This window comes from Xylanimonas sp. McL0601 (genome assembly GCF_049852175.1).
Taxonomy (GTDB): Bacteria; Actinomycetota; Actinomycetes; order Actinomycetales; family Cellulomonadaceae; genus Xylanimonas.
This window is the reverse complement of sequence record NZ_CP187527.1, coordinates 262,180-288,710: the sequence shown is the minus strand read 5'-3', so window position 1 is coordinate 288,710 and position 26,531 is coordinate 262,180. Positions and strand designations below refer to the sequence as shown.

Annotated in this window: 22 protein-coding genes and 1 pseudogene; 8 read left to right on the top strand and 15 right to left on the bottom strand. The window is 69.5% G+C overall.

Translation table 11 applies throughout. The annotated features are described in order from the left end of the window. Positions 1-98 precede the first annotated feature (98 nt). Positions 99-901, top strand: a protein-coding gene (locus ACO4JP_RS01290) for an IS5 family transposase (protein WP_425957030.1) whose coding sequence is annotated in 2 segments (ribosomal slippage) — positions 99-435 and positions 435-901 — 804 coding nt in all. Because the reading frame shifts where the segments join, the coding sequence is not laid out codon by codon here. 224 nt (positions 902-1,125) lie between these two features. Here the strand turns inward: ACO4JP_RS01290 and istB are convergent. The 4 genes and pseudogenes from istB to ACO4JP_RS01270 all read right to left on the bottom strand — a co-directional run. Further along, complete coding sequence (istB, locus tag ACO4JP_RS01285; RefSeq protein ID WP_425954099.1) at positions 1,126-1,890, bottom strand: IS21-like element helper ATPase IstB; 765 nt, start codon at positions 1,888-1,890, stop codon at positions 1,126-1,128. Continuing rightward, positions 1,887-3,422, bottom strand: a complete 1,536-nt coding sequence (gene istA / locus ACO4JP_RS01280) for an IS21 family transposase (RefSeq protein WP_425955591.1) — start codon at positions 3,420-3,422, stop codon at positions 1,887-1,889. The genes istB and istA overlap by 4 nt, the downstream gene beginning before the upstream one ends. Before the next feature lie 147 nt (positions 3,423-3,569). Beyond that, the gene (locus ACO4JP_RS01275; RefSeq protein ID WP_425957149.1) at positions 3,570-3,740 is read right to left on the bottom strand and encodes a hypothetical protein; all 171 of its coding nucleotides are present in this window, start codon (positions 3,738-3,740) and stop codon (positions 3,570-3,572) included. Positions 3,741-3,943: 203 nt separating this feature from the next. Continuing rightward, positions 3,944-4,171, bottom strand: a pseudogene (locus ACO4JP_RS01270) (class I SAM-dependent methyltransferase); the annotation flags it as partial. On the opposite strand from ACO4JP_RS01270, the gene ACO4JP_RS01265 reads away from it, so the two are divergent. From ACO4JP_RS01265 to ACO4JP_RS01255, 3 genes are all read left to right on the top strand, one after another. Next, on the top strand, positions 4,109-4,504 hold the full coding sequence (locus tag ACO4JP_RS01265; protein WP_425955590.1) for a VOC family protein: 396 nt from the start codon (positions 4,109-4,111) through the stop codon (positions 4,502-4,504). The pseudogene ACO4JP_RS01270 and the gene ACO4JP_RS01265 sit on opposite strands and share 63 nt — an antisense overlap. 263 nt (positions 4,505-4,767) lie before the next feature. Next, on the top strand, positions 4,768-5,370 hold the full coding sequence (locus tag ACO4JP_RS01260; RefSeq protein ID WP_425955589.1) for an AAA family ATPase: 603 nt from the start codon (positions 4,768-4,770) through the stop codon (positions 5,368-5,370). A gap of 334 nt (positions 5,371-5,704) precedes the next feature. Beyond that, positions 5,705-5,872: a hypothetical protein gene (locus ACO4JP_RS01255; protein WP_425957148.1), complete on the top strand. Its 168-nt coding sequence runs from the start codon at positions 5,705-5,707 to the stop codon at positions 5,870-5,872. Positions 5,873-6,296: 424 nt separating this feature from the next. Here the strand turns inward: ACO4JP_RS01255 and ACO4JP_RS01250 are convergent, their stop codons facing one another. Both ACO4JP_RS01250 and ACO4JP_RS01245 read right to left on the bottom strand, forming a co-directional pair. Next, complete coding sequence (locus ACO4JP_RS01250) at positions 6,297-7,403, bottom strand: aldo/keto reductase (RefSeq protein WP_425955588.1); 1,107 nt, start codon at positions 7,401-7,403, stop codon at positions 6,297-6,299. Then, a complete protein-coding gene (locus ACO4JP_RS01245; protein ID WP_425955587.1) occupies positions 7,400-7,783 on the bottom strand; it encodes a nuclear transport factor 2 family protein in 384 nt (127 codons plus the stop codon). Before ACO4JP_RS01245 ends, ACO4JP_RS01250 begins: the two co-directional genes overlap by 4 nt. A gap of 63 nt (positions 7,784-7,846) precedes the next feature. Here ACO4JP_RS01245 and ACO4JP_RS01240 point away from each other — a divergent pair, with 63 nt between their 5' ends. Continuing rightward, positions 7,847-8,431, top strand: a complete 585-nt coding sequence (locus tag ACO4JP_RS01240) for a TetR/AcrR family transcriptional regulator (RefSeq protein ID WP_425955586.1) — start codon at positions 7,847-7,849, stop codon at positions 8,429-8,431. 188 nt (positions 8,432-8,619) lie between these two features. On the opposite strand, the gene ACO4JP_RS01235 is transcribed toward ACO4JP_RS01240, so the two are convergent. Beyond that, the gene (locus tag ACO4JP_RS01235; protein WP_425955585.1) at positions 8,620-9,207 is read right to left on the bottom strand and encodes a hypothetical protein; all 588 of its coding nucleotides are present in this window, start codon (positions 9,205-9,207) and stop codon (positions 8,620-8,622) included. Positions 9,208-9,381: 174 nt separating this feature from the next. After that, positions 9,382-9,960, bottom strand: coding sequence for a hypothetical protein (locus ACO4JP_RS01230; protein ID WP_425955584.1), 579 nt, complete (start codon positions 9,958-9,960; stop codon positions 9,382-9,384). Positions 9,961-10,365: 405 nt separating this feature from the next. Here ACO4JP_RS01230 and ACO4JP_RS01225 point away from each other — a divergent pair, with 405 nt between their 5' ends. Continuing rightward, entirely contained in the window at positions 10,366-10,794 is a 429-nt protein-coding gene (locus tag ACO4JP_RS01225) for a hypothetical protein (protein WP_425955583.1), read from the top strand. Positions 10,795-11,403: 609 nt separating this feature from the next. Here ACO4JP_RS01225 and ACO4JP_RS01220 read toward each other — a convergent pair. Continuing rightward, positions 11,404-15,150: a replicative DNA helicase gene (locus tag ACO4JP_RS01220; RefSeq protein ID WP_425955582.1), complete on the bottom strand. Its 3,747-nt coding sequence runs from the start codon at positions 15,148-15,150 to the stop codon at positions 11,404-11,406. Between the two features lie 275 nt (positions 15,151-15,425). Here ACO4JP_RS01220 and ACO4JP_RS01215 point away from each other — a divergent pair, with 275 nt between their 5' ends. Next, positions 15,426-16,790, top strand: coding sequence for an MATE family efflux transporter (locus ACO4JP_RS01215; RefSeq protein WP_425955581.1), 1,365 nt, complete (start codon positions 15,426-15,428; stop codon positions 16,788-16,790). A gap of 111 nt (positions 16,791-16,901) precedes the next feature. Here the strand turns inward: ACO4JP_RS01215 and ACO4JP_RS01210 are convergent, their stop codons facing one another. After that, positions 16,902-20,960, bottom strand: a complete 4,059-nt coding sequence (locus ACO4JP_RS01210; RefSeq protein WP_425955580.1) for a carboxypeptidase regulatory-like domain-containing protein — start codon at positions 20,958-20,960, stop codon at positions 16,902-16,904. 404 nt (positions 20,961-21,364) lie between these two features. Here ACO4JP_RS01210 and ACO4JP_RS01205 point away from each other — a divergent pair, with 404 nt between their 5' ends. Further along, positions 21,365-22,141, top strand: a complete 777-nt coding sequence (locus ACO4JP_RS01205; protein WP_425955579.1) for a winged helix-turn-helix domain-containing protein — start codon at positions 21,365-21,367, stop codon at positions 22,139-22,141. Positions 22,142-22,240: 99 nt separating this feature from the next. On the opposite strand, the gene rplI is transcribed toward ACO4JP_RS01205, so the two are convergent. From rplI to ACO4JP_RS01180, 5 genes are all read right to left on the bottom strand, one after another. After that, positions 22,241-22,690 (bottom strand): 50S ribosomal protein L9, encoded by a 450-nt coding sequence (gene rplI, locus ACO4JP_RS01200; protein ID WP_425955578.1) that lies wholly within the window; start codon positions 22,688-22,690, stop codon positions 22,241-22,243. 20 nt (positions 22,691-22,710) lie between these two features. Next, entirely contained in the window at positions 22,711-22,947 is a 237-nt protein-coding gene (gene rpsR / locus ACO4JP_RS01195) for a 30S ribosomal protein S18 (RefSeq protein WP_066134109.1), read from the bottom strand. A gap of 48 nt (positions 22,948-22,995) precedes the next feature. Then, entirely contained in the window at positions 22,996-23,544 is a 549-nt protein-coding gene (locus ACO4JP_RS01190; protein WP_425955577.1) for a single-stranded DNA-binding protein, read from the bottom strand. A gap of 101 nt (positions 23,545-23,645) precedes the next feature. Beyond that, positions 23,646-23,936 carry a 30S ribosomal protein S6 gene (gene rpsF, locus ACO4JP_RS01185; protein ID WP_425955576.1) on the bottom strand — a complete coding sequence of 97 codons (291 nt, stop codon included), beginning with the start codon at positions 23,934-23,936 and terminating at the stop codon, positions 23,646-23,648. A gap of 119 nt (positions 23,937-24,055) precedes the next feature. Continuing rightward, entirely contained in the window at positions 24,056-26,461 is a 2,406-nt protein-coding gene (locus ACO4JP_RS01180; protein ID WP_425955575.1) for a transglycosylase domain-containing protein, read from the bottom strand. Positions 26,462-26,531 lie beyond the last annotated feature (70 nt).

Genomic DNA, 26,531 nt, shown 5'->3' with positions numbered 1-26,531 from the left:
CTCCTTAAGAGGATGTCTCACGTGGTTCACCCTGGTTCGGCGTGTTTGCGCGGTTCGCGATGCTTGGGGCGGCATGATCCGGGGGCGTGAGCGATCCGTTGTCGTTGCGGCTGGTCCCGGACGAGCTGTGGGAGCTTGTCGAACCCGACCTGCCCGCCTTCGAGCCGCGTCCGCAGGGCGGCGGGACAGCGCCGGTGGACGCGCGGGCGGTGTTCACCGCGATCGTGTACGTGCTGACCAGCGGCTGCGCGTGGCGGATGCTGCCGGGCTCGTTCGGGGTCTCGCCGGCCACGGCGCACCGGCGATTTACGGACTGGGCCCGGGCCGGGGTGTTCGCCCGCGTGCAGCGGCGGGTCCTGGACCGGTGTGGGGCGGCTGGGATGGTGGACTGGAGCTCGGTGATCCTGGACGCCGCGAGCGTCCGGGCCAAAAGGGGGGCTCGCTGACCGGGCCCAGCCCGGTCGACCGGGGCAAGAAGGGCTCCAAGATCCACGTCATCACCGACGCGAACGGACTGCCGCTGGTCGTCGGCGTCTCGGCGGCCAACCTGCACGACTCCCAAGCGGCCGAGCCGATGGTCCGCGGCATCCCGCCGCTGCGATCCCGGCGCGGCCCGCGCCGGCGCCGGCCGGACAAGCTGCGCGCCGACAAGGGCTACGACTACGACCACCTGCGCACCTTCCTGCGTCAGCGCGGCATCATCCCGAAGATCGCCCGCCGCGGCATCGACTCCTCCGAACGCCTCGGCCGTCACCGCTGGAAGGTCGAACGCACCCTGGCCTGGCTCACCGGCTACCGCCGCCTGACCATCCGCTACGAACGCCACGGCAAGCTCTACGCCGCCTTCGTCGCCCTCGGTGCCACCATCACGGCATTCAAGAAGCTCCAGGCCGCCACGTGAGACAACCTCTAAGCAGGCACCGGTCCCAAGCAGGCTTCTCAGGTTTTCGGCGAACCAGTTGCGCGTCGGTGCGTTTCAGTTCAGGTCACGGTTCGAGGCCCGCTGGAGGACTCGCGGCTCGTCGTCACCGTCCAGAAGCGCACGAGCCTCCACCGGAGCTGCCCGGATGGGCCCTGGCAGAGTCATCGCCTGCGTGTAGTCAAGTGTTCTGGCCCCACTTGTTGTCACGAATCTTGGCCCCGGCGGCGCTTGGACGTGCGGAGCCGGTAGGACTCGGTGCCGGTCTGCAGGATGTGGGCGTTGAAGGTGACGCGGTCGACGATCGCGGAGACGAGTCGCGGGTCGGGGAACACGGTGCCCCATTCGCTGAAGGGCAGGTTGGTGGCGATCGCGATGGAGGATTTCTCTTCGCGTTCGGTCATGATCTGGAAGAGGAGCTCGGCGCCGCGGGGGTCGGCGTGGACGTAGCCGAGCTCGTCGAGGCAGAGCAGGTCCAGGCGGCCGTAGCGGGCCACGGTGCGGGCCAGCTCGCGGTCGTCGGCGGCCTCGACGAGCTCGTTGATCAGGTTCGCGCAGGTGGTGTAGCGCACGGCCTTGCCCATCTCGCAGGCGGCGGTGCCCAGCCCGATGAGCAGGTGGGTCTTGCCGGTGCCGGAGTCGCCGAGCAGGACGACGGGTTCGCCCGCGGCGAGGTAGGCGCCGGTGGCCAGGGCGGCGAGGGTGGCGCCGTGGATCGGTGAGCTGGTGGTGTCGAAGTCCGCGAGCCGTTTGGTGCGGGGAAACCGGGCTTCCTTGATCCGCCGCCCGCGGCGGCGTTCGGCGCGGGCATCGACTTCCGCGGTCAGGACGTCGGCGAGGTAGGCCAGGTGGGAGCGTTGCTCGCGTAGTGCGGCGGCGGCCAGGGGCTGCGCCTCGGCGCGCACCGTGGTCAGGTACAGGTCCTTGGTCGTGACGTTGATCGCGGCCAGGGCGGCGTCGTTGCTGGTCATCGGTTATTGCCGGTCAGCAGGTCGTCGTAGCCGTGAAGGGTGGGGGCGGAGCGGTCGTAGCGGGTCAGGGCATCGATCGGGATCACGGGCGCGAGCGGGGGTTCGGCGGCGCGGCGGGCGTCGATGAGCACCGAGGCCGGGTCGAGGATCCCGGTGGTGATCGCGGTGCGCATCGCCGCCCTCAGCGCGGGCGCGGGCAGGGTGCGGTGCGCGAGGAGGACCTCGATCAGGTCCCGGGTGCCGGGCCCGTCCCCGCGCGCGGCCCGCGCCGCGTCCCAGTACGCCTGGTGGTCCGGGGTGAACGCCCCGGACTTCTTGGCCTGGGCGAGCGCGGTAGCGCCGGGCAGCGCGCCGGGCTTGCGCGCGAGGATCTCCAGGTAGTGGTCCAGGTCGAGGACGTCGACGTACTTCGCCGTGGCCCGCTCGTGGACCGCGACGACCTTCGCCCCGTCGAGGACCTCCACGGTGGCGGCGCCCAGGCGCACGGTCAGGCGCTTGGCGACGTAGCGGACCGGGACGGAGTAGTACGCCTGGCGCACGCACACCCGTGAACGGGAGTCGACCTTCGCGCTGATCACCGAGGAGGTGTCGAACGCCTCGCCCGGCAACGGCGCGAGGGTGGCCTGCTCGGCGGCGAACTCGACCCCCACGCCTGCGTGGTGCCCGGTGATCACCCGGGCGTCGTCGGCGAGGTCACCGGCGGCGATCAGTTCGTTCAGGGCAGTCATCGAGGCCACGTCCGGGATGGGCACCAGGTGCGTGCGGCGGAACCGGCCGATCTCGCCCTCGATGCCGCCCTTCTCGTGCGCACCGTCCTTGCCCGGGACGCAGAAGAACGAGGCGAACCCGTAGTGCGAGCGCAGCGCGGTGAACCGGTCGTTCTCGAGCCGGTCTCGGCCCCGCAGAATCCGCACCACGGCAGGCTTGAGGTTGTCGTACCGGACCCGGGCGGGCACCCCGCCGAAGTACGCCAACCCGCGCACGTGCCCTTCGAGGAACGCCTCCTGCGCCTGGTTCGCGAACGCGTAGTGGAACGCCCTGCCAGAGGCGGACAGTCGCATCGCGAACATCCAGACCTTCAGATCCTGCCCGGCCAGGCGGATGTGGAACTCCCCGAAGTCGACCTCGGCCTCCGCGCCCAGGTCGTGAGCCTGCGGGACAAACACCTCGACGCGGTCCAGGCCCAGCTGGCGGCGCCGGAGGGCCACATACCGGGAGACGCTCACCTCCGACAGGTCCGCGCCATGCTCGGCGACCAGCCGCTGCCACACCCGCCGGGCGGTGTGCCGCTGCTTGACCGGCACGTCCTTGTCGGCGCTCAACCAGGCGTCGATCAACTCCTTCCACGGATCGATCGCCGGCCGGCCCCGCGAGGCGTACTCCTTGCGCGGCGGCGGGACCGCGGACGCCAACGCCTGGCGCACCGTGCGCCGGTGCACCCCGTGCCGCGTCGCCAGCTCACGGATCGAGAGCTCCTCACGGCGGTGATCGACACGGATCTCTTCGAACAGCTCCACCCTGGACCTGACCATTCCGACCTCCCCGACGACGTCGTCGAGAAGATCTGAACCGGGGGTGGGGCCAACTTTCGTGAAGACACGCGGCCCCACCCGCCCGCGAGATCACCCACCCAGCCGGGGCCAAGATTCGTGAAGAAAACGGCTCCAGGTGGGGCCAAATCAGGTGACCACACTCAATCGCCTTTGCGCGCCGATCGAGAGCATGGTGGGGATCGTCGCGAACCACCGCTCGTCGTCGGTCCACTCCCGCTCCGGGTCGCGACGGCTAGGAAGCGTCTGCGGTTCGTCCATGTCCACCACCGCCAGCCCGGCGTCCCGGAGGCGCTGCATGTACCAGGCGAGGGCCGGTGGTAGTGGCGGTGCCCGCCGAAGGAGTCGATCCACCACTGCTCGTGCTCGAGGCAGCCCATCACCCGCCGGTGCCGTACTTCGCCGTACACCGGCTGCTGGCGAAAGAACGACGGGTGCAGGATCGTGGCCACCAATACCCCGCCGTCGGTCAGGGTCGTCGCCACATCGGCAAGCACCCTGTCGAGAACGGGCACGTCCATCAGCACCATGTGACTGACCACGAGATCGAACGGCCCGGGAAGGCCGCTCGGAAGGCCGACGGTCAGGTTGGCCACCTCGAACCGCAGTCCCGGATGATGTACTCGCGCCTGGGCAACCAACTCGGCACTGCCGTCAACGCCGACGACGTGCGCCCCGCGGTTGGCGAACCGCTTAGCACCACGTCCGGCCCCGACTTCGTCTCGTTCCAGGTGCGCGACCGTGCAGCTTCGGCCGCGTTCTACACCGAGCTGGTCGGCATGCAGCCCATTCCGGTACCCAACCCGCACGCCTCCGCCTTCTCGGCAAGCGGCACAACCTTCGCTCTTCGCGACCCCTTCCCAGGCATGGACCTCGATGCCAGCGGACCCCTGGGCACTGGCATCGCCGTGTGGTTCCACAATCCTGACGCGTCGACTGTGCACGGGCGCCTCGTCGACGCAGGCGTGCGGATCGTCACCGAGCCCTTCGACGGCCCCTTCGGGATCACGTTCGCGTTCGCCGACCCCGACGGCTACGTGGTCACGCTCCACTCGCGGCCGTGAGGCGCGGAGCCAGCCAGACGCGATTCGTGGCTCCAGGCCTGCGGATCGCGTTTCCCATCGGCCGGTCAGACGGCCCGGTGGCGCATCACCGCCGACTGAGCTCCGCCCGCGCGTGGAGTCGATGCGCGGTCCCTCCCTGACCTCGAGACCACGACCAGCTGGATCGACAGCTGATGTCGAGGTTCAGCGCAGATCGAGACCGGTTCGCCGTTTAGCCCCCCGGCCGCCCCGACGCCGTCACGGGGCCATCTAGGCTCCGAGGCATGCTCATCTGGATCAACGGCGCGTTCGGCGCGGGGAAGACCCAGACCGCGTTCGAGCTGCGGCGTCGGCTGGTCGACGCGCACGTCGCCGACCCCGAGCTCCTCGGCTTCGCCCTTCAACGGACGCTCCCGCCCGCAGCGCGCCCCGACTTCCAGGACCTCGCCCCGTGGCGTTCCGCCGTCGTCGACATTCTTCAGCAGGCCGAGGCCGCCCACGCTGGCCCGGTGCTCGTGCCGATGACGATCGTGCGTGACGACTACTTCGACGAGATCGTCGGCGGGCTGGGTTCTCGCGGGGTGGACGTCCCCCACTACGCCCTCATCGCGAGCCCGGAGACACTGCTCAAGCGGCTCAGCACCCGCATCGCGTTCACGCGCTCCGGCCTGCGCCGCGAGACCTGGGCGGTGCAGCAGATCCCGCGCTGCGTCGCCGCCCTCGCCCAGGAGCGCTACGCCACGCATGTACACACCGACCACCGGACGACCGACGAGGTCGTCGAGTGGATCGCCGCCGATGCCGGCGTAGCGCTGGACGCGCCCCGGCTGGCGCCGTGGAGGTACCAGTTGCGCCGCCTCAACGTCGGCATCGACCACATCCGGTAGGCGCCGGCCCTGGTACCCGGCGCCCGCAACCCCACATGTAGTCACGAACAGGCAAAGCAAAAGTCATGCAGCGTAGGCGGAGGAGTGTGCAATCTCGGCTGCACGTCGACAGCAACGTGTCGACGTGCAGCGCAGATCGCGTGCCGAGCATGTCTTGAAGTCCGATGAACTCGACGACCGGCCACGACGCGTGCGACCGCCTCATCTGGTCGAAATCGGCGACGCTCACGCGCCCCGTGAGTCACCCCAACGACTGACAGCCAAACGGAAGCGTGGGACTATCAGCGACCGGATGAAGTCGTCGTAGGTCCGTTCGATACAGGTCACAATCGCGATGCGCAGCTGGTCGCGGGTGGTCCAGCGGCGCCGGTCCAAGACGTTCTTCTGCAGCGAAGCGCGGTTCGAGACAGAGCTCCGCGCGGCCGGCGCCGAGGTCACCGGCGTCCGCTACATGGGAACCATCCACGACTTCGTCATGCTCAACACTCTGCACGAACCGTGAACGCGCTCAACTCCGCGGTCGCCCGACGGGGCATCAGCGGTGCTGATGTGGCCGGCTGCATCGTGCATTCGGACAGAGTCCGGTCAGTTTCGAAGCCGGAAGTTCCTGGCCGCGCTGCGCCGCCACGACCTGGCCGGATCCATGGGCCAGGTCGCGGTCAAAGGCTCGAGTAGACCCATCGCCGAGGACCTCTTTCGCGAGCCGCCCAACTGCTCGGACACGCCGCTGTAGTTTGTGATCTCAACCGACACTGCGCAGTCGAAGGCCGCCATCGCACAGGCTGCCGCGATCCCGAAGGACGCGCTGTCCACGTGAGCCGGCCGGGGCGGGCGAGGGACACAACGCCCTCGCCCGGCCGGCACCCGCCGCCGAAGACCCGGCCTTCTGCCGACCGACGCCGCGGGCCCGCTGGCGTCGGCCACCTTCAGCGGGCGTTCCGGACCGGCGGTTGGAAGCCAGCCGGGCGGTCGCCGATCGCCAGGCCGGGACTGACCACCCACGACTGGTACTCCGGCGTGAACATCCCGTACGCCGCACGGTGCCCAGGTGCGCTGGCCTGGTCGAGGCGCAGCAGCGCGTCATTCGGCAGCTGGAGGTCAAGCGCGGCGAGGCTGCTGTCGAGCTGGGTCACGCTGCTGGCGCCCACGATGAGCGACGTGACCGCCGGCTGTGCCAGCGACCAGGCCAGCGCGACCTGTGCCATGGGCCGCCTGACCTCGGCGGCGACGTCGCGCAGCGCATCGATGACGGCCCAGTCGTGCTCGTTCACGGGCCGCCCGGGTGCATCCGGGTTCCCGATACGTCCCTCCCCCGCGACGCCGTCGGCCGTGCGCCGGTACTTGCCCGTCAGCAGGCCACCGGCCAGAGGGCTCCACGCCGCCAGGCCCATGCCCAGCGTCTGGGCCATCGGCACGTACTCCGCCTCGATGCCCCGGTCGGCGAGGGAGTAGGGCAGCTGGACCGTGACGAACGGTGTGAGGCCGTGCGCCTCGGCGTAGGACTGGGCGCGCGTGGCGTACCAGGCGGGCACGTTCGAGAGGCCGGCGTAGCGGATCTTGCCCGCCCGAACCAGATCGTCGAAGGTCTGCACGACCTCCTCGACCGGGGTGACGCGGTCCCACGTGTGCAACAGGTACAGGTCCAGGTAGTCGGTGCCCAGGCGCCGCAGGGACGCCTCGAGCGCGCGGATCATGTGCTTGCGGCCGTTGCCGCTCGCGTTCGGGTCCGTGGGGTCGATCGTGTTGGTGAACTTGCTGGTCAGGACCAGGCGTTCACGGTTTCCCGCCTGCGCGACGAGGCGGCCGACGATGCGCTCGCTCTCGCCCGCGGTGTAGAAGTCGGCGGTGTCGACGAAGTTGCCGCCCGACTCGACATACCGGCGGAAGATCGGCTCAGCCTCCTCCAGCGTCTTGCCGTACGCGGCGTGGAAGCCGTCGACGCCGAAGTTCATGGTGCCGAGCGCGAGCCGGCTGACCCGCAGGCCGGAACGGCCGAGCAGGTAGTAGTGGTTCATCGCCGTCGTGCCGCTCACAGGAGGGTCCGGGCGTGCTGCGAGTCGGTGTAGTCACGCCATTCGACGATCTGACCGTCGCGGACGCGGTAGACCGCGACGTTTCTGATCGGGGCGAGGTGACGGCCGGGAAGGGCGAGGCCGTGGACCTGTTCCTCGAGCACGACGTCGCCGGTCACGGCCTGGTGGAGCGTCGAGAACTCGACGCGCTCGAAGTTCGCGAACACACCGCCCCACGTCATGAGGACGGCGTCGCGGCCGACGACGGGCCGCTCGCCGTAGGCCTCGAACTCGACGCCGGGCGCGAGGAAGGGAGCCAAGCGGGCGGGGTCCTTGCTCGCGAAGGTGGCGACGAAGCCGGTGACGACCTGACCGGGGCTGGTGGTATTCATGGTGTTCATGCCGGCGACGGTAGGAGCACGAAATTGGACCCACAAGTCCAGAACTGAGGTAGCGTCGCCGCCATGACCTTGACCGCCAAGGGCGCCGCGACCCGCCGGCACATCCTCGAGGGGGCCGCCGCCTACCTGCGCTCCTCCGAACCGGGCGACGCCACGCTCGACGACATCCGTGACGTCACGCAGTCGAGCAAGAGCCAGCTCTTCCACTACTTCCCCGGCGGCAAGGAGGAGCTCTTCCTCGAGGTCGCGCGGCTCGAGGCCGCCCGCGTCATCGACGACCAGCAGCCGCACCTCGGTGCGCTCGCCTCGTGGGCCGCATGGGACCGATGGCGTAGGGCCTTGATCGCGCGGTACCGGGCGCAGGGAGCGAGCTGCCCACTGGCATCGCTCATGAGCCAGGTCGGAAGCGTGCCAGGAGCCGCCGAGGTCTCGACGTCGCTGCTCGAGCAGTGGCAGGGCCACGTGCAGCGTGGCATCGAGACGATGCAGGCGAAGGGCGAGGTGCGCACCGACCTCGACGCGCGGCGCACCGCTGCAGCGTTCATCGCAGGCATCCAGGGCGGAGTCGTGATCCTGCGCTCGACGGGGCGCACCGACCACCTCGAGGACACCCTGGCACTGCTGATTGCTCATCTGAGGAGCCGCTGAGCCTCTGCTCGACAGGCGATCAGGCCTGCATGTCGACAGCGGTCGCAGCGGATCGACATCATCACCTGTCGGACCTGCAACGAAGGTTTCTCAGACACGCCACCGCACTCATCTCGATCCGGGAACGTCTTCGTCGTTGCGAAGGCAAGCCCGGGACGCGGGAAGTCTGACGGCGAGGGCGCCGGATGCTAGTCCGCGCGTGGACGAGTCCAGAACTGCTCGGGCGTGCTCCCGGGCCGGAAGCCGAAGTGCTCGAGCATCGCGGTTGCCTGAGGGAAGTTCGACGCGATGGCCTCCGGCGTGTGGGCGTCGCTGCCGAAGATCACGGCCTTCCCACCCGAGTCGGCCCACCATTTCGGGATCCATGACCAGAGGCGTCGGGTGTTCATCTCGAGCGCACGACCCCCCTCCGCGATCGACCGCATCGCCGCGCGAGACCCGTCCTCGAACGCGCGCGGGTCGAACGGCCCCGCCGTGGCGACCGGCCATAGCCTCACCGCGTAGTCGATGTGGGTGAAGACCTCAAAAGCTTCGGATCCCTTGACCATTGCGGGTACGTGCTCGAGGTACGCGCGCATCACCTCAGCCGGGTCGTGCTTGCGGAACAGCGTATGAGGCTCGGCGGGGCCGTCGCCGAGGTCAAGCGTGTGCAGCGAGCCAAGAACCCGATCGACGAGGTCCAGGTCGACGATCGCCTCCGCGCGGCCGCCCATCAGGTGAGGCTGACCGAACTCGACGCCGGTGTGGATGCGCAGCTGCGGAAACTCGTACCGCATGCGGTCGACCGCCTCCAGGTGACCCGCCACATCGAAGGGCGCGAAGTCGACAACAACTGTTGACGTGCGGCGCAGACTGCGCGGACACGCCGCTGCATTTTGCGTAGTCTCGGGCGTGTCGCCGCGGGTGCGAAAAGTAGGTCGCACGAAGCCGGCCGGGGTGGGCGCAGGCGCTCAGGCCTCGTGCGCCGGGCGCCCGCGCACTTGTGCGAGGAGATTCCAGCCGACGCGGCCGAATGCATCCTGATAACCCACCTTCAGTTCTCGCTGCACTTCGTCGGCCGAGCCACGAGCTCGGGTGGCACCGGCCGCGTCGACCCACCCCGCGCGCTCGGCTGCGTCGAGCTCTTCAACGTCGACGATGCCCGAGCCATCGCTCGAGCACCACAGGTCAAGTTCAAGGTCGAGGAATGAGAAGGGCTCGTCCCGCGATGCCGCGATGTCGACCGAGATCCAGGGCGAACTCCAGAAGTCGGCGGGAGGCTCCGGTGCTGCGGCCCAGCACCACGCGACGAACCGGCCGCCAGTCTCGGGGAGTACGTGCCGGGGGAAGTACTGCACGCCGTCGGCGGGTTGCGTCGTGAGGGAGCCGTCCGACCCGATGATCTCAGTGCCTGCCGGGCTGAACAGCCAGATGCCCTCGGGTCCAGTGCGCGCGACTCGCGCGGTGTGAGACTTCCGCGATCCGTCGAGCTTGACCTTGACGCTCCGCACCAGTTCACCGACCCGGTCATCAGCCACGTCGCTCCACATGGGTGGGAAGCATAGGCGAGGGCGCTACAGCCAAGGCCGCTCGGGTCCCCGCCGCTGTGCACCGTATTCAGTGACGCTCGTCGAGGGTGGAGCAGCGCTTATGAAACATGCGCGGGCGGTTGTGCAAAGTAGGGCGCAGATCGACAAGTGTCGACGTGCAGCGCAGATTGCGCGGACACGCCGCTGTACTTTGCGTGATCTCGGGCGTGTCGCCCGTGCCAGGAAAAGTCGGTTGCAGCGACCGCCAAGCGCCCAGACGCCCAGCCCGCCGGGGTCCACGTGCGACTGCGCCGGCGATGCCGGGGTTCGGGCAGCGGGCGCGCGCCGCGGTGGCACGGATCGCCGAAGCCATACCGTAGCGTTCGTCTCGGACCGAGTCCCGGGTAAGCGAGCGGAGGCCGCGACGTGCCCTGGAAACCAGACTGGAGCGCGTTCGATCACGATGCGAGCCTCGACATGTTCCGGGACACCGCCGCCGAGGTCAGCGACGACCAGGTCACGGGCTTCGTAACCTTCCGCGTCGAGGCGAGGTTCACCCGCACGGGCGGCCGACTCTGGTGGGCGCGGTGGGCACGAGGAAGGGAGTGGGTCGAGTGGATCGAGGCATTCTGGCTGGACTCTCGCGATGCTCCCTACCCGGAAAAGGCGATCATGTCCGACGGCACCACGGGCCCGGACTCCGCATGGCTCGATGACATCAGGAAAGGGTCGTACCGGCTCCACCTGCCCCCCGCGTCGGCAGGTCTCGCCGAGGAGCGCGTCCTGATGGTTCACTGGCTCAGCGGCGAAGAGCTGGAGACGGCGAAGCACGAATGGGGCTGGGGAGATGCCTAACCAGACCCACCGTGCATGGTTCCCTGCCGCCCTCCTGAGCAGGGCTCAAAAACTCAGTCCCCGCAGGACCAGTCATCCGCACCGACTTCGGTACCAACCGAACCAACTGAATCGCCCGGCTAAAGAGCCGCGCGCCGAGCTCGATGAGCGCCTCCGCGGTCAGCGTGTCCTCGAGCTGGGCGCCCGGGGCGCCGGTACACGGCGTTCGACTCTGGGGTCGGTGAACTGAGACCCCAGCGCTCCGGTCACGCTCAGTTGCTGGATGGGAACAGGGAGCTGAGCATCTCGTAGGCGGGATGGCAGGTGCAGCCCTTGTTGTGGCCGCAGAGCGTCGGGGAGACTCTCTCCGGCACGGCCGAAGACACGGAGGCTGCTACCGGAAGACGCGGAAAGTACTTACGATCCGCGCATGGGACGTAGTCGCCGCTCGACACTGGCGCAACTTTGCGCCGTCTTTTCGGTGGCGGCGGGGTGTATGAGTGCACCGCGTCGATCTCCGGTCATGGACGGGCGGCGCCAAGGCATGGTTTAGCGGTGCTCCGTCGGAACCGGAGCAAAACTTCTTGGATTCAAGGTTGAGAAAAGTAGGCCGCAGATCGACAAACAACATCAGGCCTGCATGTCCACGAAGCGCGAGTAGTGCCCCTGGAACGCCACGGTGATTGTGTCGGTCGGACCGTTACGGTGCTTGGCCACGATCAGATCGGCCTCGCCCGCCCGCGGCGACTCCTTCTCATACGCATCTTCGCGGTGGAGAAGGATCACCATGTCGGCATCCTGCTCGATGCTGTTGTGAACAGCGATGCCATTTGCGATGAAGTTATGCGTATCGAGCACCGTGGCGTCGAAGACCTGCTTTTCGCCCATCGGCTCGATCCCGACCACCTCGTCCCACAGCAGGTCGTTGACCGCCATGATCTCGAGCGCCTCGCTCTCGAGCACCGCCGCGATCTTGCCGAGGCGCTGGCGCGAGGGAGCGTGCTTCCGCAGGGTGCTGCCGCAGGACTGCGTCCCGATTGCCGCAGCGAACTGTCGGTGCGTCCTGCCGTTCTCGACGAGCAGCTCGCGCACGTCCTGCCAGACCTGCTTGGGCACGGTGTCGATGTTCGTGTTCGCGTGTGTGTCTCGGATGATCTCCAGCAGCTTCGCGGCGGTGTCTCCGCGGTCGCCGTGCACGCCGATCTCCTGCAAGAACCGACGCTGGTCGTCGACACCGGAGACGTCGAGCGTGTACCCCTGGCGGTAGGCGCCCTTCAGGGTCACCTTGTGCAGACGCGTCGAGATGCCGAAGCGCAAGAGAAGGCGCGCGAGCCCGTCGACCAGCTCACGTGACGTCGTGGAGTAGTAGATGCGGCCGCCGCGGCCGTTCTTGTTGACGGTGACCGAACCGTCGGTCGCCCAGAGGTGTTTGATGAAGAGTGCGATCTGCCGCTTGGGCAGATGGAAGACGCTTGTCGGAATGAACTTCTCGTGGCTGCGAGCGCCGAAGAGGCCCATGTCGTCGAGCCACTCCGCGATGGGGCTCCGCTTGCCATGCGTGAGTCGGTACGGCGCCGACAGGCTAAGTGTCGTCACCCGCGCCGCCTCGCACTCGTGACGGATCGGCGTGATCCCGAACGCACCGGCGGCCTCGGCGACCGCAGCGAGGTTGCGCTCGTCGATCGACGCGTACCGGATCGGCTGCCGCTTCACGAACGACCCGTCGCCGAGCAGGTGAGCCAGCATGACGACCTTCCGGTCGTCCCACCCGGCGTTCTGCTCCGGCCCTGGCACGTGCCGTGGCACGCCAACGCGCGACCCGACCTGGAGCCCGCTCAGGGGGGTCCATCCGTCGTATGTGAGGAACGGGTGGTTCGCCGTCGCCTCGATCTCCTTGCCCGACGCGAGGCGCAGGCGGAACACGGGCTTCACGCCCGTCGGGAACACATGAGTCAAATGCCGGCGCACGTACTGCAGCCGCTCGTTGAGCGCCCACACCGGCACGTCCTTGGCGTTGAGCGCGAACAGCTCGCCCATCGTGGTCTCGGCGCCGGTGTCGGCGCGCAGGATCCGGGCGTCTTCAGTGAGGCAGCCCGACTCGCGCAGGTCGGACATCTGCGGCTTCTTGTCCCCGCGCTGCTCCGGCCCACGGTTCAGCTGCGACAGCGCAATCACGGGAACCTCGAGCTCCTTCGCGAGCAGCTTCAGCGCACGCGAGAACTCCGAGACCTCCTGCTGACGCGACTCGACGCGCTTGCCCGACGACATGAGCTGCAGGTAGTCGATGACCACGAGCTTGAGGTCGTGCCGCTGCTTGAGCCGCCGCGCCTTGGCGCGGATCTCCATGAGCGACATGTTCGGAGAGTCATCGATGAACAGCGGCGCCTCGGAGACCTTGCCCATGACCTTGGCGAGCTTTTGCCAGTCGTCGTCGCCCATGTTGCCGTTGCGCAGCTTCTGCAGGTGCACGCGCGCCTCGGCGGCCAGAAGGCGCATGGTGATCTCGTTGCGGCCCATCTCCAGCGAGAAGACAACCGACGCCTGACCGTGTTTGATCGAAGCGGACCGTGCGATGTCGATCGCGAGCGTCGAGTTGTGCGTCGGGATCATGGCCCGGCTCGCGAGGTACAGGTGGTCGCGGTTGTCGACCTGGACGCACCGGACGGGTACGGAAGCGATCGGACGGACTTCGACTATGCAACGCTGGGTGAGCCGAGGTGTCGCGGTGCGACGTCGCTCCTTGTGAAGGATCCGCTTTCGCTCGAGCCAAAAGACGTCGTCGTCGGTCGTAAACGTGATAGTGAACGCCGTTGAGGAGTCCACTGTGCGACCCTTCACCGCTCGCTCGGACCAGCCGGTCCGGTAGCCGAGGCTATGGAGCAGCTCCCTTGCACCCTCCGCGAGTCGCCGATTGGTGACGGTGAACTGCGGGCTTCCAGTGGGATTCACCGTTCCATCCGTGTCCAGCAGACCAGCAAGCAGGGCTCGACGCTGGTCTTCAGATGCGCGGAGGTATTGCACGGGAATGTGCTTGTCGCCGAGAACACCGAGCGTCCGCAGAATGCTGGCGACGGAACCGTGCGATTTGTGGCACTCAGCGCAGCGTCGATGGCCTGAACTGGGCTTGCCGCAATCGGGGCACATCGGCGCGCCCGACGGTGCCGACAGGGTCTTTGCCCTGCCCTCGTAAGGCTCGCGCTCGGTGAGGTAATAGCCGAGCCCTTCGAGGGTCATCGCGATCTCGACGTCGGCCGACGTGAACCGAGCCGAGTCGGAGTGCCCGTCACCGAGCCAGATGCCCAGCGCATAAGGGTGCAACGGGAGCTCGGCCTCGGGCAGTCTCAGCGCGCGCGAGTTCCGAACCGTGTGATTGGCGCGCGCGTCCGCCGTCTCGCAGCGCACAGTGGCGGCAAGTTCGCGCGTCGTATGAAGGCTCGCCTCCGCAGGCTCGCCCGCACGCACCTTCCGACGCTGAGCTCGCGTGCTCGTCGCCCACAGGTGCTCCGCATCCGCCACGATCACCGTGCCGTCGTCGAACACCACCTCATAGCACGGCCGGTCCTCCATGACCTCGGTCGCAGCGACCACCCGTGTCGGTTGGCCGTCCGCACCGAGGAGCTGGTCGCCGACCGCGACCTCCCCCATCGTGGTCCACCCCGATGGCGTCGGGAGGGGGGTATCTAGCGCGAGCGCCTTACCGATGGCGGGTCTCGCGGCAATAACGATCATCTGTCCGGGATGCAGCCCGTTGGTGAGCCGATCAAGGTCCGCAAACCCCGTCGGTACCCCGGTCATGCCTTCCCCGCGGTGGCCCGCTGCCTCGATCTCGTCCATCGTGCCGCCGATGATCTCGGACAGCGGCAGGTAGTCCTCCGAGGTGCGCCGCTCGGTGACCGCGTAGATCTCCGCCTGGGCGTTGTTGACGATGTCGTCGACGTCGCCGCCGTCGCGCGCGTAGCCGAGCTGGACGATGCGGGTGCCGGCCTCGACGAGGCGACGCAGCACGGCGCGCTCGTGCACGATGCGCGCGTAGTACCCGGCGTTCGCCGCGGTGGGGACCCCGGCGACGAGGTCGGCCAGGTACGCGGCTCCCCCGACGCGCTCGAGCTCGCCTCGCCGCCGCAGCTCGTCCGCGACGGTGATGCCGTCCGCGGGCTCGCCCCGGCCGTACAGGTCGATGATCGAGTCGTAGATGGTCTCGTGCGCCGGACGGTAGAAGTCGTTGCCGCGGATCGTCTCGACGACGTCGGCGATCGCGTCCTTGCTGATGAGCATGCCGCCGAGCACGCTCATCTCGGCGTTGAGATCCTGTGGTGGGGTGCGGTCGAAGGCTGCAGGGGTGCCGCTGTAAGAGGATTCGAGCTCCTCGATCGACATGCTTTTCCCCGCCCCTTGGTTTTCGCCGGCTACGCCCCCGTGGTGTCCTCGTCTTACCGTGGACCACCGACATCCGCGACGACGCTAGGCGCGCCTGGCCTGGCGTGCAACGAGCGCTGTGGACGCCGGTGTGGACCACGGTGTGGAGAACCCTCCGCTGCTGTGCACAGCCCGTGGACGAAGCTGTGCACAACTGGGGAAAGTTTCTGTGTACAAGCACCCCGAGGTGCCCTGAGCAGCACTGACGTTTCCCTCAGCCTGTGGAGGAAAAGAAGTTGAGTGAAGTCGGTCGCACGCCGACCACTCAGCGACCGGGCGCCCTGCGCGGACCGTCCATCGACCGCGAGATCTTCGCTCTCGCGATCCCCGCGCTGGGCGCACTCGTCGCCGAACCGCTGTTCGTCCTCGTCGACTCTGCGGTCGTCGGACACCTCGGCACGGCCCAGCTCGCAGGCCTTGCCCTCGCCTCGAACCTGCTTCTCACGGTCGTCGGCCTGTGCGTCTTCCTTGCCTACGCCACCACGGCCGCAGTCTCCCGGGCCATCGGCGCCGGCCATGAGCGTGAGGCCCTCCAGCGCGGCGTCGACGGCATGTGGCTCGCGCTCCTCATCGGAGCGGTGCTCGGCGTGGTCGCGTGGGTGTTCGGCCCCGCGGCGGTGAGCGCCCTGGGCGCCACCGGTGACGTCGCCACGCACGCCGTCACGTACATCCGCGCCTCCGCGATCGGCCTGCCCGGCATGGAGGTCGTCCTCGCCTCGACCGGCGTCCTGCGCGGACTGCGAGATACCCGCACGCCCCTCCTGGTCGCATCCATCGGCGCCGTCGTCAACGCAGGCGTCAACATCGCGCTCGTGTACGGCGCAGGACTGGGGATCGCGGGCTCGGGCCTCGGCACCGCGCTCACGCAGCTCGGCATGGCGGCGACTCTGACCGTCGTCGTCGTCCGCGGGGCAAGACGGCGGGGTGCCTCGCTGCGGCCCGCCGTCGGCGGCATCTGGTCCAGCGTCGTCGCAGGCTTCCCGCTGCTTGTACGGACGGCCTCGCTCCGGTTCGCGATCCTGCTGACCGTCGCCGTCGCCACGCGGCTCGGCGACGTCACGCTCGCCGCCCACCAGATCGTCAACAGCCTGTGGGGACTGGCGGCCTTCGCTCTCGACGCGCTCGCGATCGCCGCCCAGGCCCTCGTCGGCCACGCCCTCGGCGCGCGCGACGTCGAGCGCGCCCGCGCCGTGCTCCGCCGATGCCTCCGCTGGGGCGTTCTCGCCGGAGTGGTCATCGGCGTCGTGCTCGGGGCGTCGGGCTGGTGGGTCGCGCCGCTGTTCAGGCCCGACGACGGCGTTCGCGCCGCCGCGGCCGCAGGGCTCGCGGTGTGCGGGCTGCTGATGCCGATGGCGGGCTGGGTCTTCGTCCTCGACGGCGTGCTCATCGGAGCGGGCGACGGGCGGTACCTCGCCCTCGCCGGGATCGCGACGCTTGTCGTCTACGCCCCCGCAGCGCTGGCCGTGGGCGCCTGGGCCCCGACTGGACCCGCGGGCCTGGCGTGGCTGTGGGCGGCGTTCGCCGGGCTCTTCATGGTCGCTCGAGCCCTGACGACGGGACTGCGCGCCCGCAGCAGTCGCTGGATGGTCACGGGCGCTTAGCCGCGCCACGCGTGCCAGGCACCGTCCCGCGCCCGCGGGCCCCGGCCACGCGGACGCGTCAGACGCCGGTGACCCGCCCGGGTCACCGGCGTCTGACAGGTGGGAGAGGGACTACGGGAGCGGCTTGAGCGCGAAGTCGTAGACCGTCGTCTGGCCGCTGACGATCTGCGCCTTCGCCGTCTGCGGCACGTAGCCCTCCGCGGCCGCCGTCACCTGCAGCGGGGCATTCGCCTTCTGCATCCAGTACCCGTACACGCCGTCGGCGCCCGTCACCAGGGAGACGTCGTACGAGACGCCGTCAAGGGCCACCACGGCGCCCTTGAGCGGAGCACCGGACTGGCTTGTGACCGTGCCGGTGATCTTGCCCCACCCCGCCGGCCGCTTGACCGTCATGGTGGCGGTCACCGACGGGTTCTCGTACGGCGTCTTCGCGCCGACGTTGATCGCCGCCGTGTACGTGCCCGGCTGGTCGACGTCGGCCGTCATCGTGGCCACGGTCACCACCGACTTGCCCGGCTGGAGTGTGAACGCCGGCGGCTGCAGGTCCAGCCACGCGATGCCCGAGCCGCCGCCGACCGTGTCGCCGGTGACGTCGATGACGAGGTTGGAGTCGGGGAACCCGACCGCCGCCGCGTCGGTCGGCTCCGGGTTGCCGCACGACGGCGCCGCGATGTACGTCGGCGACGTCTCCGGCGCGTCGTTGCCGCCCACGTAGAGCGCCGGGCCCGAGACCTCGACCACGAGCGTCGAGCCCGCCGGCGCTGAGGCGGTCAGCGGCACCGTGACGATCGACAGGCCATCGGCGTCGGTCAGCGTCTTCGTGGCGCTGCCGATCTTCGTGAGGTTGGCCCACACGAAGTCGCCCTGGAGCGTGTACACGTTGATCGTCGCCGTGAGCGGGCTGGAGCCCAGCTCCTGGACGCCGAACGTCACGCTCTTCACGTCGAATGCCCCGCCGATGCCGAAGTCGCTCAGCGTGTAGGTGCGCAGCGCGCTCGTGATGCCCGACGGGCATGCCACCGACGACGACGACGAGATCTCGTGCGAGGTCGAGTGCGACAGCGTCTGCTCGCCCGCCGGGACGATGATCGCCGGGTTGGCTGACGTGAGCCCCGTCGTGGCGTTCTTGGCCTTGGCCGTCGCCTGCAGGCCGCTCGACGCCCCGCTCGGCGCAGAGCCGAAGCTCGTGCCTGGCACGCGCACCGCCGTGGCCTTGCCCTCGACCCCCTTGATGACGCCCTGGGTCGCCGTCGCGGTGCCGAGCATCGTGAACGCGCCGTCGCTCGCGCCCAGCTTGACGTCCACGGGAGCAGAGCCCGTGTTGGTCACCTTGACGTTGCGCGAGACCGAGCCGCCGATGTCGAGGCTCCCGGCCACCGCCGTCGTCGACGCCGCGAGCCGGCCGGCCTTGAGCTGCGCGTCGGCCGTCGCGGGCGTGCCCTCGGCGACCGTCACCGTCTTGGTCACCGGCTCGTACGCCGGCGCCGAGATCTCGACCTTCCACGTGCCCTCGAACAGGAGCAGCCCGTAGGTGCCGTCCGCGCCCGTCGTGGTGTCGACCACGCGGTCGCCGTCGGACGACGTCGCGACGACGGACGCGGCCTTGACCGCGGCCTGCGTGTTGTAGTCCGTGACCGTGCCGGCGACGGTGCCCTGCGGGGGCAGGTCGTAGGTGACCGACAGGCCCTGGCGCAGCACTGGTTGGTTGAACGAGTACTTGCGCGCGACCGTGCCCGTCTCGTTCTCGATGCCGGTCGTCGCCGAGCTGCCCTGGGCGGTCGCCGTGTCGGTGAGCGCCCCGTAGCCGACGACGACGCGCCCGTCGGCGAGCAGCGTGACGGAGAAGTTGACCCGGTCGGTGCTGGGGCTGTACTTGCGCACGTTGCGCCACTCGACGGTGAACGCGGACTGCCCGTCCACCGTCGTCTGCGCCGTGTACACGCCCGCAGACGCGTCGAGGTACAGGTCGTCCCAGAACGGGTAGATCGCCGCGTTCGGCACGCTGGTGCTCGGCAGGTCGACGTTGCCCAGCGACGACGTCGCGGCGAGGAAGTTCAGGTGCCCGTTCGACGAGAGGTAGGCGGTCGAGTACGAGTGACCGTAGAACCGGAACGCGAACGGCAGCGGGACGGAGCCCGTGACGTCGTCGCCGGTCAGCGGCAGCTTCGTGTCGCCCTGGAGGTAGGTTCCCTGGGAGACGGTGCAGAAGTACCCGTAGTCGTCCGGCGCGGCGTCGAGCGCGATGTCCGCGGTCTCGTCGCCGTCGACGGTCAGTGCCCGACTGTCCGGGGCCTCGCACGCGCCGCCCGTGGTGGTGAGCGTGTACGAACCCTCGGGGACGTCGGCGACGGTGTACGTGCCGTCCACCGCCGTGGTGGCGTTCACGCCGCCGGGTGCGATCGCGACCTTCGCGCCCGCCACCGGTGCGCCGGTGACCGTGCTGGTGACCGTGCCCCTCAGCGTGTGCGTCGGCGCGACGGCGAGGTCGAGGTCGACCGTCGTCGTCTGGTCCTGGGTCACCGTGGCGTGCGAGCTCTTCGGCAGCAGCCCGTACGCCGACGCCGTCACCGTGTAGTCGCCCTCGGTGACCGTGCCATCGAAGGTGCCGTCCGCGCCCGTGACGAAGTTGCGGTCGTTCTCGCCGTCGAAGCGCACGGTGGCGCCGACGACGGGCGCGCCCGCCGAGGTGACCGTGCCGTGGACCGTGCCGACGGCGTCGTGCGGCGCCGCCTCGAGCAGCGCGACGACGTCGAGCTTGCCTTCGCCCCACACGTTGTTGTCGTCGGCAGTGCCGCCGCAGGACGTGTCGTCGACGTTGGTGGCGGTTGCGTCGAGCAGCGCTTGCGTGCCCGCGATGTCCCCGACCAGCGACGGCGCGTAGCTCCACAGCAGTGCGACCGCGCCCGCCACGTGCGGGGAAGCCATCGAGGTGCCGTCGCCGAGCGCGTAGCCGCCGCCCGGCACCGACGAGCGCACCGCCACGCCCGGTGCCGCGATGTTCGGCTTGGTCAGGCCGTCCTCGCCCGGCCCGCGCGACGAGAAGTACGCGATCCGCCCCGACGAGTCGAACGCGCCGGCCGAGTAGTCGATCGTGTTCGCGCCCGGCGACGATGCCGTGGAGCAGGTCGGGCCCTTGTTGCCGGCGGACCAGGCGCCCCAGATGCCGGCAGCCGCCCAGGCGTCGACGACGTCGGCGTACCAGTCGTCGATGATGCCTCCGGCGTTGTAGCCCCACGAGTTGTTCACGATGTTCGGGCGCTTGCTCGGGTCAGGGTCGGAGCCGTCCTGCCGGGTCGGAGCCACCTGCCACTCGCCGGCCTCGAGCAGGTCGGCGTCGGCGCAGGTGGCGCAGCCGTTGGCCTCGACCCACTTCGCGTCGGGCGCCACGCCGATCTGGTTGGACCCGCCGTCGGAGCCGACCATCGTGCCCATCGTGTGCGTACCGTGCGAGTCGATGTCGCACGGGTCGCCGGACGCCCCGCAGACGCCGGCGACGTCGAAGAAGTTGTAGTCGTTGTCGAGCGTCCCGTCGGCCTGGTAGCCGCGGTACTTGGTCTCGAGGGCGGGGTGATGGACGTCGACGCCGGAGTCGACGGAGGAGACGACGATGCCGGCGCCGGTCGCGCCCATGGCCCAGGCCTCGGGCGCGTGGATGGCCTGCAGGCCCCACTCGGGCCCGTTGAGGCCCTTGTCGCTCGACGGGTGCAGCACCGGCTTGTCGGACTTGATGACCGTGGTCTCGTGGATCTGCTTGACCTCGCTCTCGGAGGCGAGCTGGGTCGCCAGGGCAAGGTCGCCGTGCTTGACCAGGACGCGGTTGCTGATCCAGAACGGCTTGTAGTCGACGCCGGCAGCCTCGAGCTCGGCCACGACGTCCCGCTGCGACGTGGCAGCGACCTTGGTGAGGGAGTCGTAGACGTACTGCCCGCGCTCGTTCCAGTCGGCGATGCTCGTGGCGGTGGAGAGGTCGGCCTTGTCGGCCAGCTTCACCCAGAAGTCCGCCTTCTGGCCTTTCGACAGGGCGTCCGCGGCGGCGGCGGTGAACTTGTCCTGGGCATTCGGGGCGACATCGGAGGTGATGACCGACTGCCCTGCGGGAGCGGCGACTGCCGGTGCCACCCCCGCCGCGGTGGTCGCGACGAGGGCCACGACGGCGCCAGTCGCCGTCACCGCCCTGCTCGCGAACGTGTGCCTTGGTTGCACGGGTCCTCCAGAGGGACGGTGCCCGCACCGGTCGCGCGGGCAACGCGGGTGCCGGCCCGGTCGGGTCAGCACCTTCCAACCTCCGGTGTGTTGCCTTGAGCGACAAGGACGGCCGGCGGGCAGTTGCGGGGCGCGACGGGCAGTTCCCGGCTGCCCGGAAGACGTGCCCGCTCACGCGTCAGGCGCCGCGACGGCCGGAACGCGGTCGGAACACGGTCGGAACACGGTCAATCCGTCACGATTGCCGGGCGAAATCTGGCAGTCTGCTGGGTGAACTTGTGGGGAATGTCTCATCTGGTACGCATGTCACACCGGGGCTCGTCGGAAGCGAGCCGCTCCAGCCGGGCCGCATGAACCTCGAGGAGATGGGGATGAGTGCTCTGACTGAAGGAGCGGCGCCGTCCGAGGTGGGGTACGTGCTCTGCGTGGGCCTGCCGCTCGCACAAGTCCGGGAGGTCACCGCGGCGCTCCAGGGCACCGCCGTGGTGCTCGCTACCAGTGACACGGCGGGCGCCCGGGCGCTTCTCGCGCCGACTGCGGCAGACGTAGCGAGCGACCTGCCCCCGGAGGCGACTCCGGTCGCTGCGACGGGCGGACCGATCCCCCATCACGCTGCCGCCCACCCTGGCGTTCGCCGCCGGCCCGTGGCCGTCCCCGTCCTGCCGGCCCCCCGACATCTGGCGACGAACGTGACCCTCACGCCCACGACGCGCCGCGCGGCCGGGTCGCGCCCCGTCAGCCCGCCGCCCTCGGCACACCTCGGCACGGGGATGATCCCGGCCGTGACCGGGCTGCCGCCGGCCGTGCCCGTGCCGGCCGACCCGTCGCCGGTGCTGGCGATGCCCGTTTCCGCGTTGGACCGCGGCCCTCTCCACGTCGACCTCGCCACCCGCGAGGTGACCGCACAGGGCCTGCGCATCCACCTCTCGCGCCGGGAGTTCGACCTGCTCTCCGCGCTCGCGTTCGACGCCGGACGGGTGTGGTCCTTCGAGGAGCTCACGCACCTCGTGTGGCGCACCGGGTTTCTCGGAGACACCGACCCGGTGGTGTCGGCGGTCAAGCGCCTGCGCAAGCGCCTGATGTCGGTGCCGGGACTCGAGGTCGCCTCCGTCCGCGGGGTGGGCTACCGCTTGCTGGTGCCCACATGACGCGAGGTCACCGGCACGACACGACAGAAGGGCCCCCGCCTCCCTCGCGGGAGGCCGGGACCCTTCAGCTGGTCTCGACAGGCTCGACCAGCGGGTGTGTCAGGCCGCGACGACCTTGACCGCGATCTTCGCCGACACCTCAGGGTGCAGGCGAACCGACACGGTGTACTCACCGGTCGACTTGATCGGCTGGCCGATCTCGATCTTGCGCTTGTCGACGGCCGGGGCACCGGCCTCGGCGACGGCCGAGGCGATGTCCGCCGTCGTCACTGCGCCGAAGAGGCGACCGGCCTCGCCGGCCTTGGCCTTGACGACGACCGCCTTGGCGGCGAGAGCGTCGGCCGTGGCCTTCGCCTCGTCGAGCGTCGCGATCTCGCGGGCCTTGCGGGCCTTGCGGATCGCGGCGACCTGCGACTCGTAGCCCTTGGTCCACGGGGTCGCGAGGTTGCGCGGGATGAGGTAGTTGCGGGCGTACCCGTCCTTGACGTCGACGACGTCGCCGGGCTCACCGAGACCAGTGACCTCGTGGGTCAGGATCAGCTTGGACATGATTCAGTGATCCTTTCCGGTCAGCGGGCAGAGGACGAGTAGGGCAGCAGCGCCATCTCACGGGCGTTCTTCACCGCACGGGCGATCTGGCGCTGCTCCTGGACGGAGACGCCGGTCACGCGACGCGCGCGGATCTTGCCGCGGTCGGAGATGAACTTGCGCAGCAGCGCGGTGTCCTTGTAGTCGACGGTCTCGATCTTCGCCGTCTTCAGCGGGTTGGACTTCTTCTTGGGCTTGCGCACCACAGGCTTCGCCATGGTGTTGCTCCTTCTTCAGGAAAAGATGATCTGGGGTCTTGGTGCCGGTCAGAAAGGGGGCTCGTCGCTGAACGAGCCGCCCGACGACGCGGGGCCTGCCGAGGCCCACGGGTCGTTCTGCTGACCACCACCGGAGGATCCGACGCCCCCGCTCTGCTGGCCGTAGCCGCCACCCTGCTGGCCGAAGCCACCCTGGTTGCCGCCACCGCCGAAGCCGCCACCGCCACCCGAGCGCTGAGTCCGGGTGACCTTCGCCGAGGAGTTCCTCAGCGACGGGCCGACCTCGTCCACCTGCAGCTCGACGACGGTGCGCTTCTCACCCTCGCGGGTCTCGTACGAGCGCTGAGTGAGACGACCTTGCACGATGACGCGCATGCCTTTCGTCAGCGACTCGGCGACGTTCTCCGCCGCCTCGCGCCAGACCGAGCAGGCCAGGAACAGGCTCTCGCCGTCCTTCCACTCGTTCGACTGGCGGTCGAAGGTTCGCGGCGTGGAGGCGATCCGGAAGTTCGCCACGGCAGCGCCTGAAGGCGTGAACCGCAGCTCCGGGTCCGCGACGAGGTTTCCGACCACCGTGATGACGGTCTCACCAGCCATGCCTTGCTCCTTCGTTCGTCCGAGACTCGTGTCGGGCCGATCCCATCAGGTGCCACCGACAGCGGCTACCCGACAGGCCGGGAGGGATTCGGATCGTGGTCTCAGCGAGCGTTGCGGCGCAGGATCTTGGTGCGCAGCACGGCCTCGTTGAGGCCCAGCTGGCGGTCCAGCTCCTTCGCCGTCTCGACCGAGGCGGTGAAGTCCACGACGGCGTAGATGCCCTCGGGCTTCTTCTTGATGTCGAACGCCATACGGCGACGACCCCAGATGTCCACCTTGTCGACGGAGCCACCCTCGGTCGAGATGACCGACAGGTACTTGTCGAGCGACGGGGCGACGGTGCGCTCCTCGACCTCAGGGTCCAGGATCACCATCAGTTCGTACTGACGCATGAGTACAACCCACCTCCTCTGGTCTAGGCGGTCACGGTCCATCCGTGACAGGAGGGTATGTGCGTCGCTGTGCCTGCCTCGCGCGGTGCTGGTTGCGGTGCGCGTGCGGGCACAGACAGTCACCCAGGATACCCGACGTCTCCGGGGTCTCCGTCACCGGCGCCGCCCAAGCCGCCGTTGCCGGCGTCACCGCCGCCGTCGCCTCCGCCCGGATCGCCACCGTTGCCCGGGGGCGGTGTCGGCGAAGGCGGCGGTGTCGGCGGGCCGCTCGACACCTGGATCGTCAGCGTCGATCCCGGCGGCACACGGGTGCCGGCCGAGCTCACGCCGAGCACGGTCCCCTGGGGCTCACCCGACTCGACCATCTCGAGGCGGTACCCCAGCCCGAGGCCCCGCAGGGCACCCGTCACCTGGTCGACGTTCTGGCCGGCGAGGCCGCCCGGCACCGTGACCCAGCCCTCCTGCGGGTCGGTCTGCTCGTCCTCCGTCGCCTCCTGGTCGTCCTCGTGCGACGCGTCCTCGGACGTGTCGTGGTCGGGCGCGGGCCGGGTCGGCGCGTACGCCGGGAAGGCCTGGACCTCCATGCCCTCGGTCGCGACCTGCATGAAGTCCGTCCACGCGCGGGCCGGGAAGGTGCTGCCGGTCATGCCCGTGCTGTTGCCGACCCACTGCCCGAACGGCGAGATCGGCTCCTGCCGGCCGTCCTGCTCCTGGTTGAGCCCGACGACGGTGACCAGCTGCGGCACGAATCCTGCGAACCACGACGAGACGTTGCCGTTGCTCGTCCCGGTCTTGCCGGCGGCCGGCCGACGCTCGCCGTTCGGGCCCCGCAGCTCGCGCGCCGTCTGGCCAGAGCCGTTCTCGACGACCTGCTCCAGCGCATGGGTGGCGGCCGCGATGACCTCGGGGTCGAACTCGCTGGTGCGCGTCGTCGGGCCGCTGTGGATCAGCGTGCCGTCCAGGTCGCGCACCTCGCGCACGATGTGCGGTGTCACGCGGTCACCGCCGTTGGCGATGGCCGAGTACGCCGTCGCCAGGTCCAGCACGCTCACGCTGGAGGGACCGAGCACGTTGGACGGCACCGCGGGGATGTCGACCGACTCGGGGATGCCGAGCCGGTGGGCGACGTCGACCGTGCGCTCGGGACCGATCTCGACGTTGAGCGCTGCGTAGACGGTGTTGACCGAGTCCGCCATGGCGTCGACGAGGTCGATGTTGCCGAAGTTGGCCCCGCCGAAGTTCCGGGGGCCCCGGTTCCCGTTCGCGGGGTCCCAGCCCGGGATGACCCGCTGGCTCCGACCGTCGAACCGCTCGTCGAGCGTGCGCCCGTCCTCCAGAGCGGCGATGAGGGTGAACGGCTTGAACGTCGAGCCGGCCTGCGCACTGCCCTGGGTCGCGGTGTTGAACTGCCGCTGGAGGTAGTCGAGACCGCCGAACAGGGCGCGGATCTCCCCCGTGTCCGGGTCCATCGACGCCAGGCTCACCGACAGCGCGTCGGGGTCCGCGGGGTTGTCCCCCTCGAACGCCGACTTCGCGACGGACACGGCCGCGTCCTGGAGCGTCGGGTCGATCGTCGTGACGATGTGGAGACCGCGCGTGCGCAGCAGCTCGGGGCGGTCGCGGAACGCGTCGGTGTCGGAGAGCTCGCGGATGACCTCGTTGACGAGGAAGCCCGCCTGCCCGCCGAGGGTGTTGGTCGCGGTCGGGCGCGGCACGAACTCGGGGAACTCGGCGTCGGCGCGCTGCTGCGCCGTGATGAGCCCCTGCGAGTACATGCGGTTGATGTTGCGGTGCCAGCGGGTGCGCGCGCGGTCCTCGTTGACGCCCGGGTCCCAGTTGTTGGGCGAGGGGATGATGCCCGCGAGCAGCGCCGCCTCGGAGACGGTCAGCTCGGCGGCCGGCTTGCCGAAGTACGCCTGGGCCGCGGCCTCGATGCCGAACACGCCGCGACCCCAGTAGATGGTGTTGAGGTAGCCCTCGAGGATCTGCTCCTTGGGCGTGGTGCGCGTGACCTGCATGGCCATGATCGCCTCGCGGAACTTGCCGCCGAGGCCCGTCGTCGAGTCGGTCTTGGTCCGCTCGATGTACTGCATCGTCAGCGTCGAGCCGCCCTGCGTCGGGTTGCCCCGGACGTTGTTCCACAGCGCGCGGGCGAACCCGCGCGGGTCGACGCCCCGGTTCGTCCAGAACGTCGCGTCCTCCGAGGCGACGACGGCGTCGCCGACATGGCGGGGCAGGTCGTCGAGCTGGACCAGCTGACGGCGTGCGCCGAGCCTGCCGATCTCCGTCTCCCCGTCGGAGAAGAAGATCGTCGTGGTCTGGTCCGTGATGTTGCCGAGGTTCTCGGGCACCGTCGTCGTCACCCAGGCCGTGGCGAGCGCACCCGCGCCGAGCACGAAGACGCCCACGATCGACCCGACGACGACGCGCCACGACGGCAGCCAGCGGCCGATCGCTCCCTTGCCCCGGCGCGGATAGTTCCACAGCCGACGACGACCGGTCGCCTCGCGAGTGCCTGAGGCCACGTCTGTACTTCCTCCCGGGTCGGTGACCGGGAGGTGCCCCCGGTCGACGCGGGCCCTGGATGGCAGGGCT

Coding starts and splice junctions, on each gene's coding strand:
- ACO4JP_RS01205 (WP_425955579.1), top strand. CDS start 21,365: ATGAGTGCTCTGACTGAAGGAGCGGCGCCGTCCGAGGTGGGGTACGTG.
- ACO4JP_RS01275 (WP_425957149.1), bottom strand. CDS start 3,740: ATGCAGCGCCTCCGGGACGCCGGGCTGGCGGTGGTGGACATGGACGAA.
- ACO4JP_RS01240 (WP_425955586.1), top strand. CDS start 7,847: ATGACCTTGACCGCCAAGGGCGCCGCGACCCGCCGGCACATCCTCGAG.
- ACO4JP_RS01260 (WP_425955589.1), top strand. CDS start 4,768: ATGCTCATCTGGATCAACGGCGCGTTCGGCGCGGGGAAGACCCAGACC.
- ACO4JP_RS01255 (WP_425957148.1), top strand. CDS start 5,705: ATGCGCAGCTGGTCGCGGGTGGTCCAGCGGCGCCGGTCCAAGACGTTC.
- ACO4JP_RS01235 (WP_425955585.1), bottom strand. CDS start 9,207: ATGCGGTACGAGTTTCCGCAGCTGCGCATCCACACCGGCGTCGAGTTC.
- rpsF (WP_425955576.1), bottom strand. CDS start 23,936: ATGCGTCAGTACGAACTGATGGTGATCCTGGACCCTGAGGTCGAGGAG.
- rplI (WP_425955578.1), bottom strand. CDS start 22,690: ATGTCCAAGCTGATCCTGACCCACGAGGTCACTGGTCTCGGTGAGCCC.
- ACO4JP_RS01245 (WP_425955587.1), bottom strand. CDS start 7,783: ATGAACACCATGAATACCACCAGCCCCGGTCAGGTCGTCACCGGCTTC.
- ACO4JP_RS01190 (WP_425955577.1), bottom strand. CDS start 23,544: ATGGCTGGTGAGACCGTCATCACGGTGGTCGGAAACCTCGTCGCGGAC.
- rpsR (WP_066134109.1), bottom strand. CDS start 22,947: ATGGCGAAGCCTGTGGTGCGCAAGCCCAAGAAGAAGTCCAACCCGCTG.
- istB (WP_425954099.1), bottom strand. CDS start 1,890: ATGACCAGCAACGACGCCGCCCTGGCCGCGATCAACGTCACGACCAAG.
- ACO4JP_RS01220 (WP_425955582.1), bottom strand. CDS start 15,150: ATGTCGATCGAGGAGCTCGAATCCTCTTACAGCGGCACCCCTGCAGCC.
- ACO4JP_RS01230 (WP_425955584.1), bottom strand. CDS start 9,960: ATGTGGAGCGACGTGGCTGATGACCGGGTCGGTGAACTGGTGCGGAGC.
- istA (WP_425955591.1), bottom strand. CDS start 3,422: ATGGTCAGGTCCAGGGTGGAGCTGTTCGAAGAGATCCGTGTCGATCAC.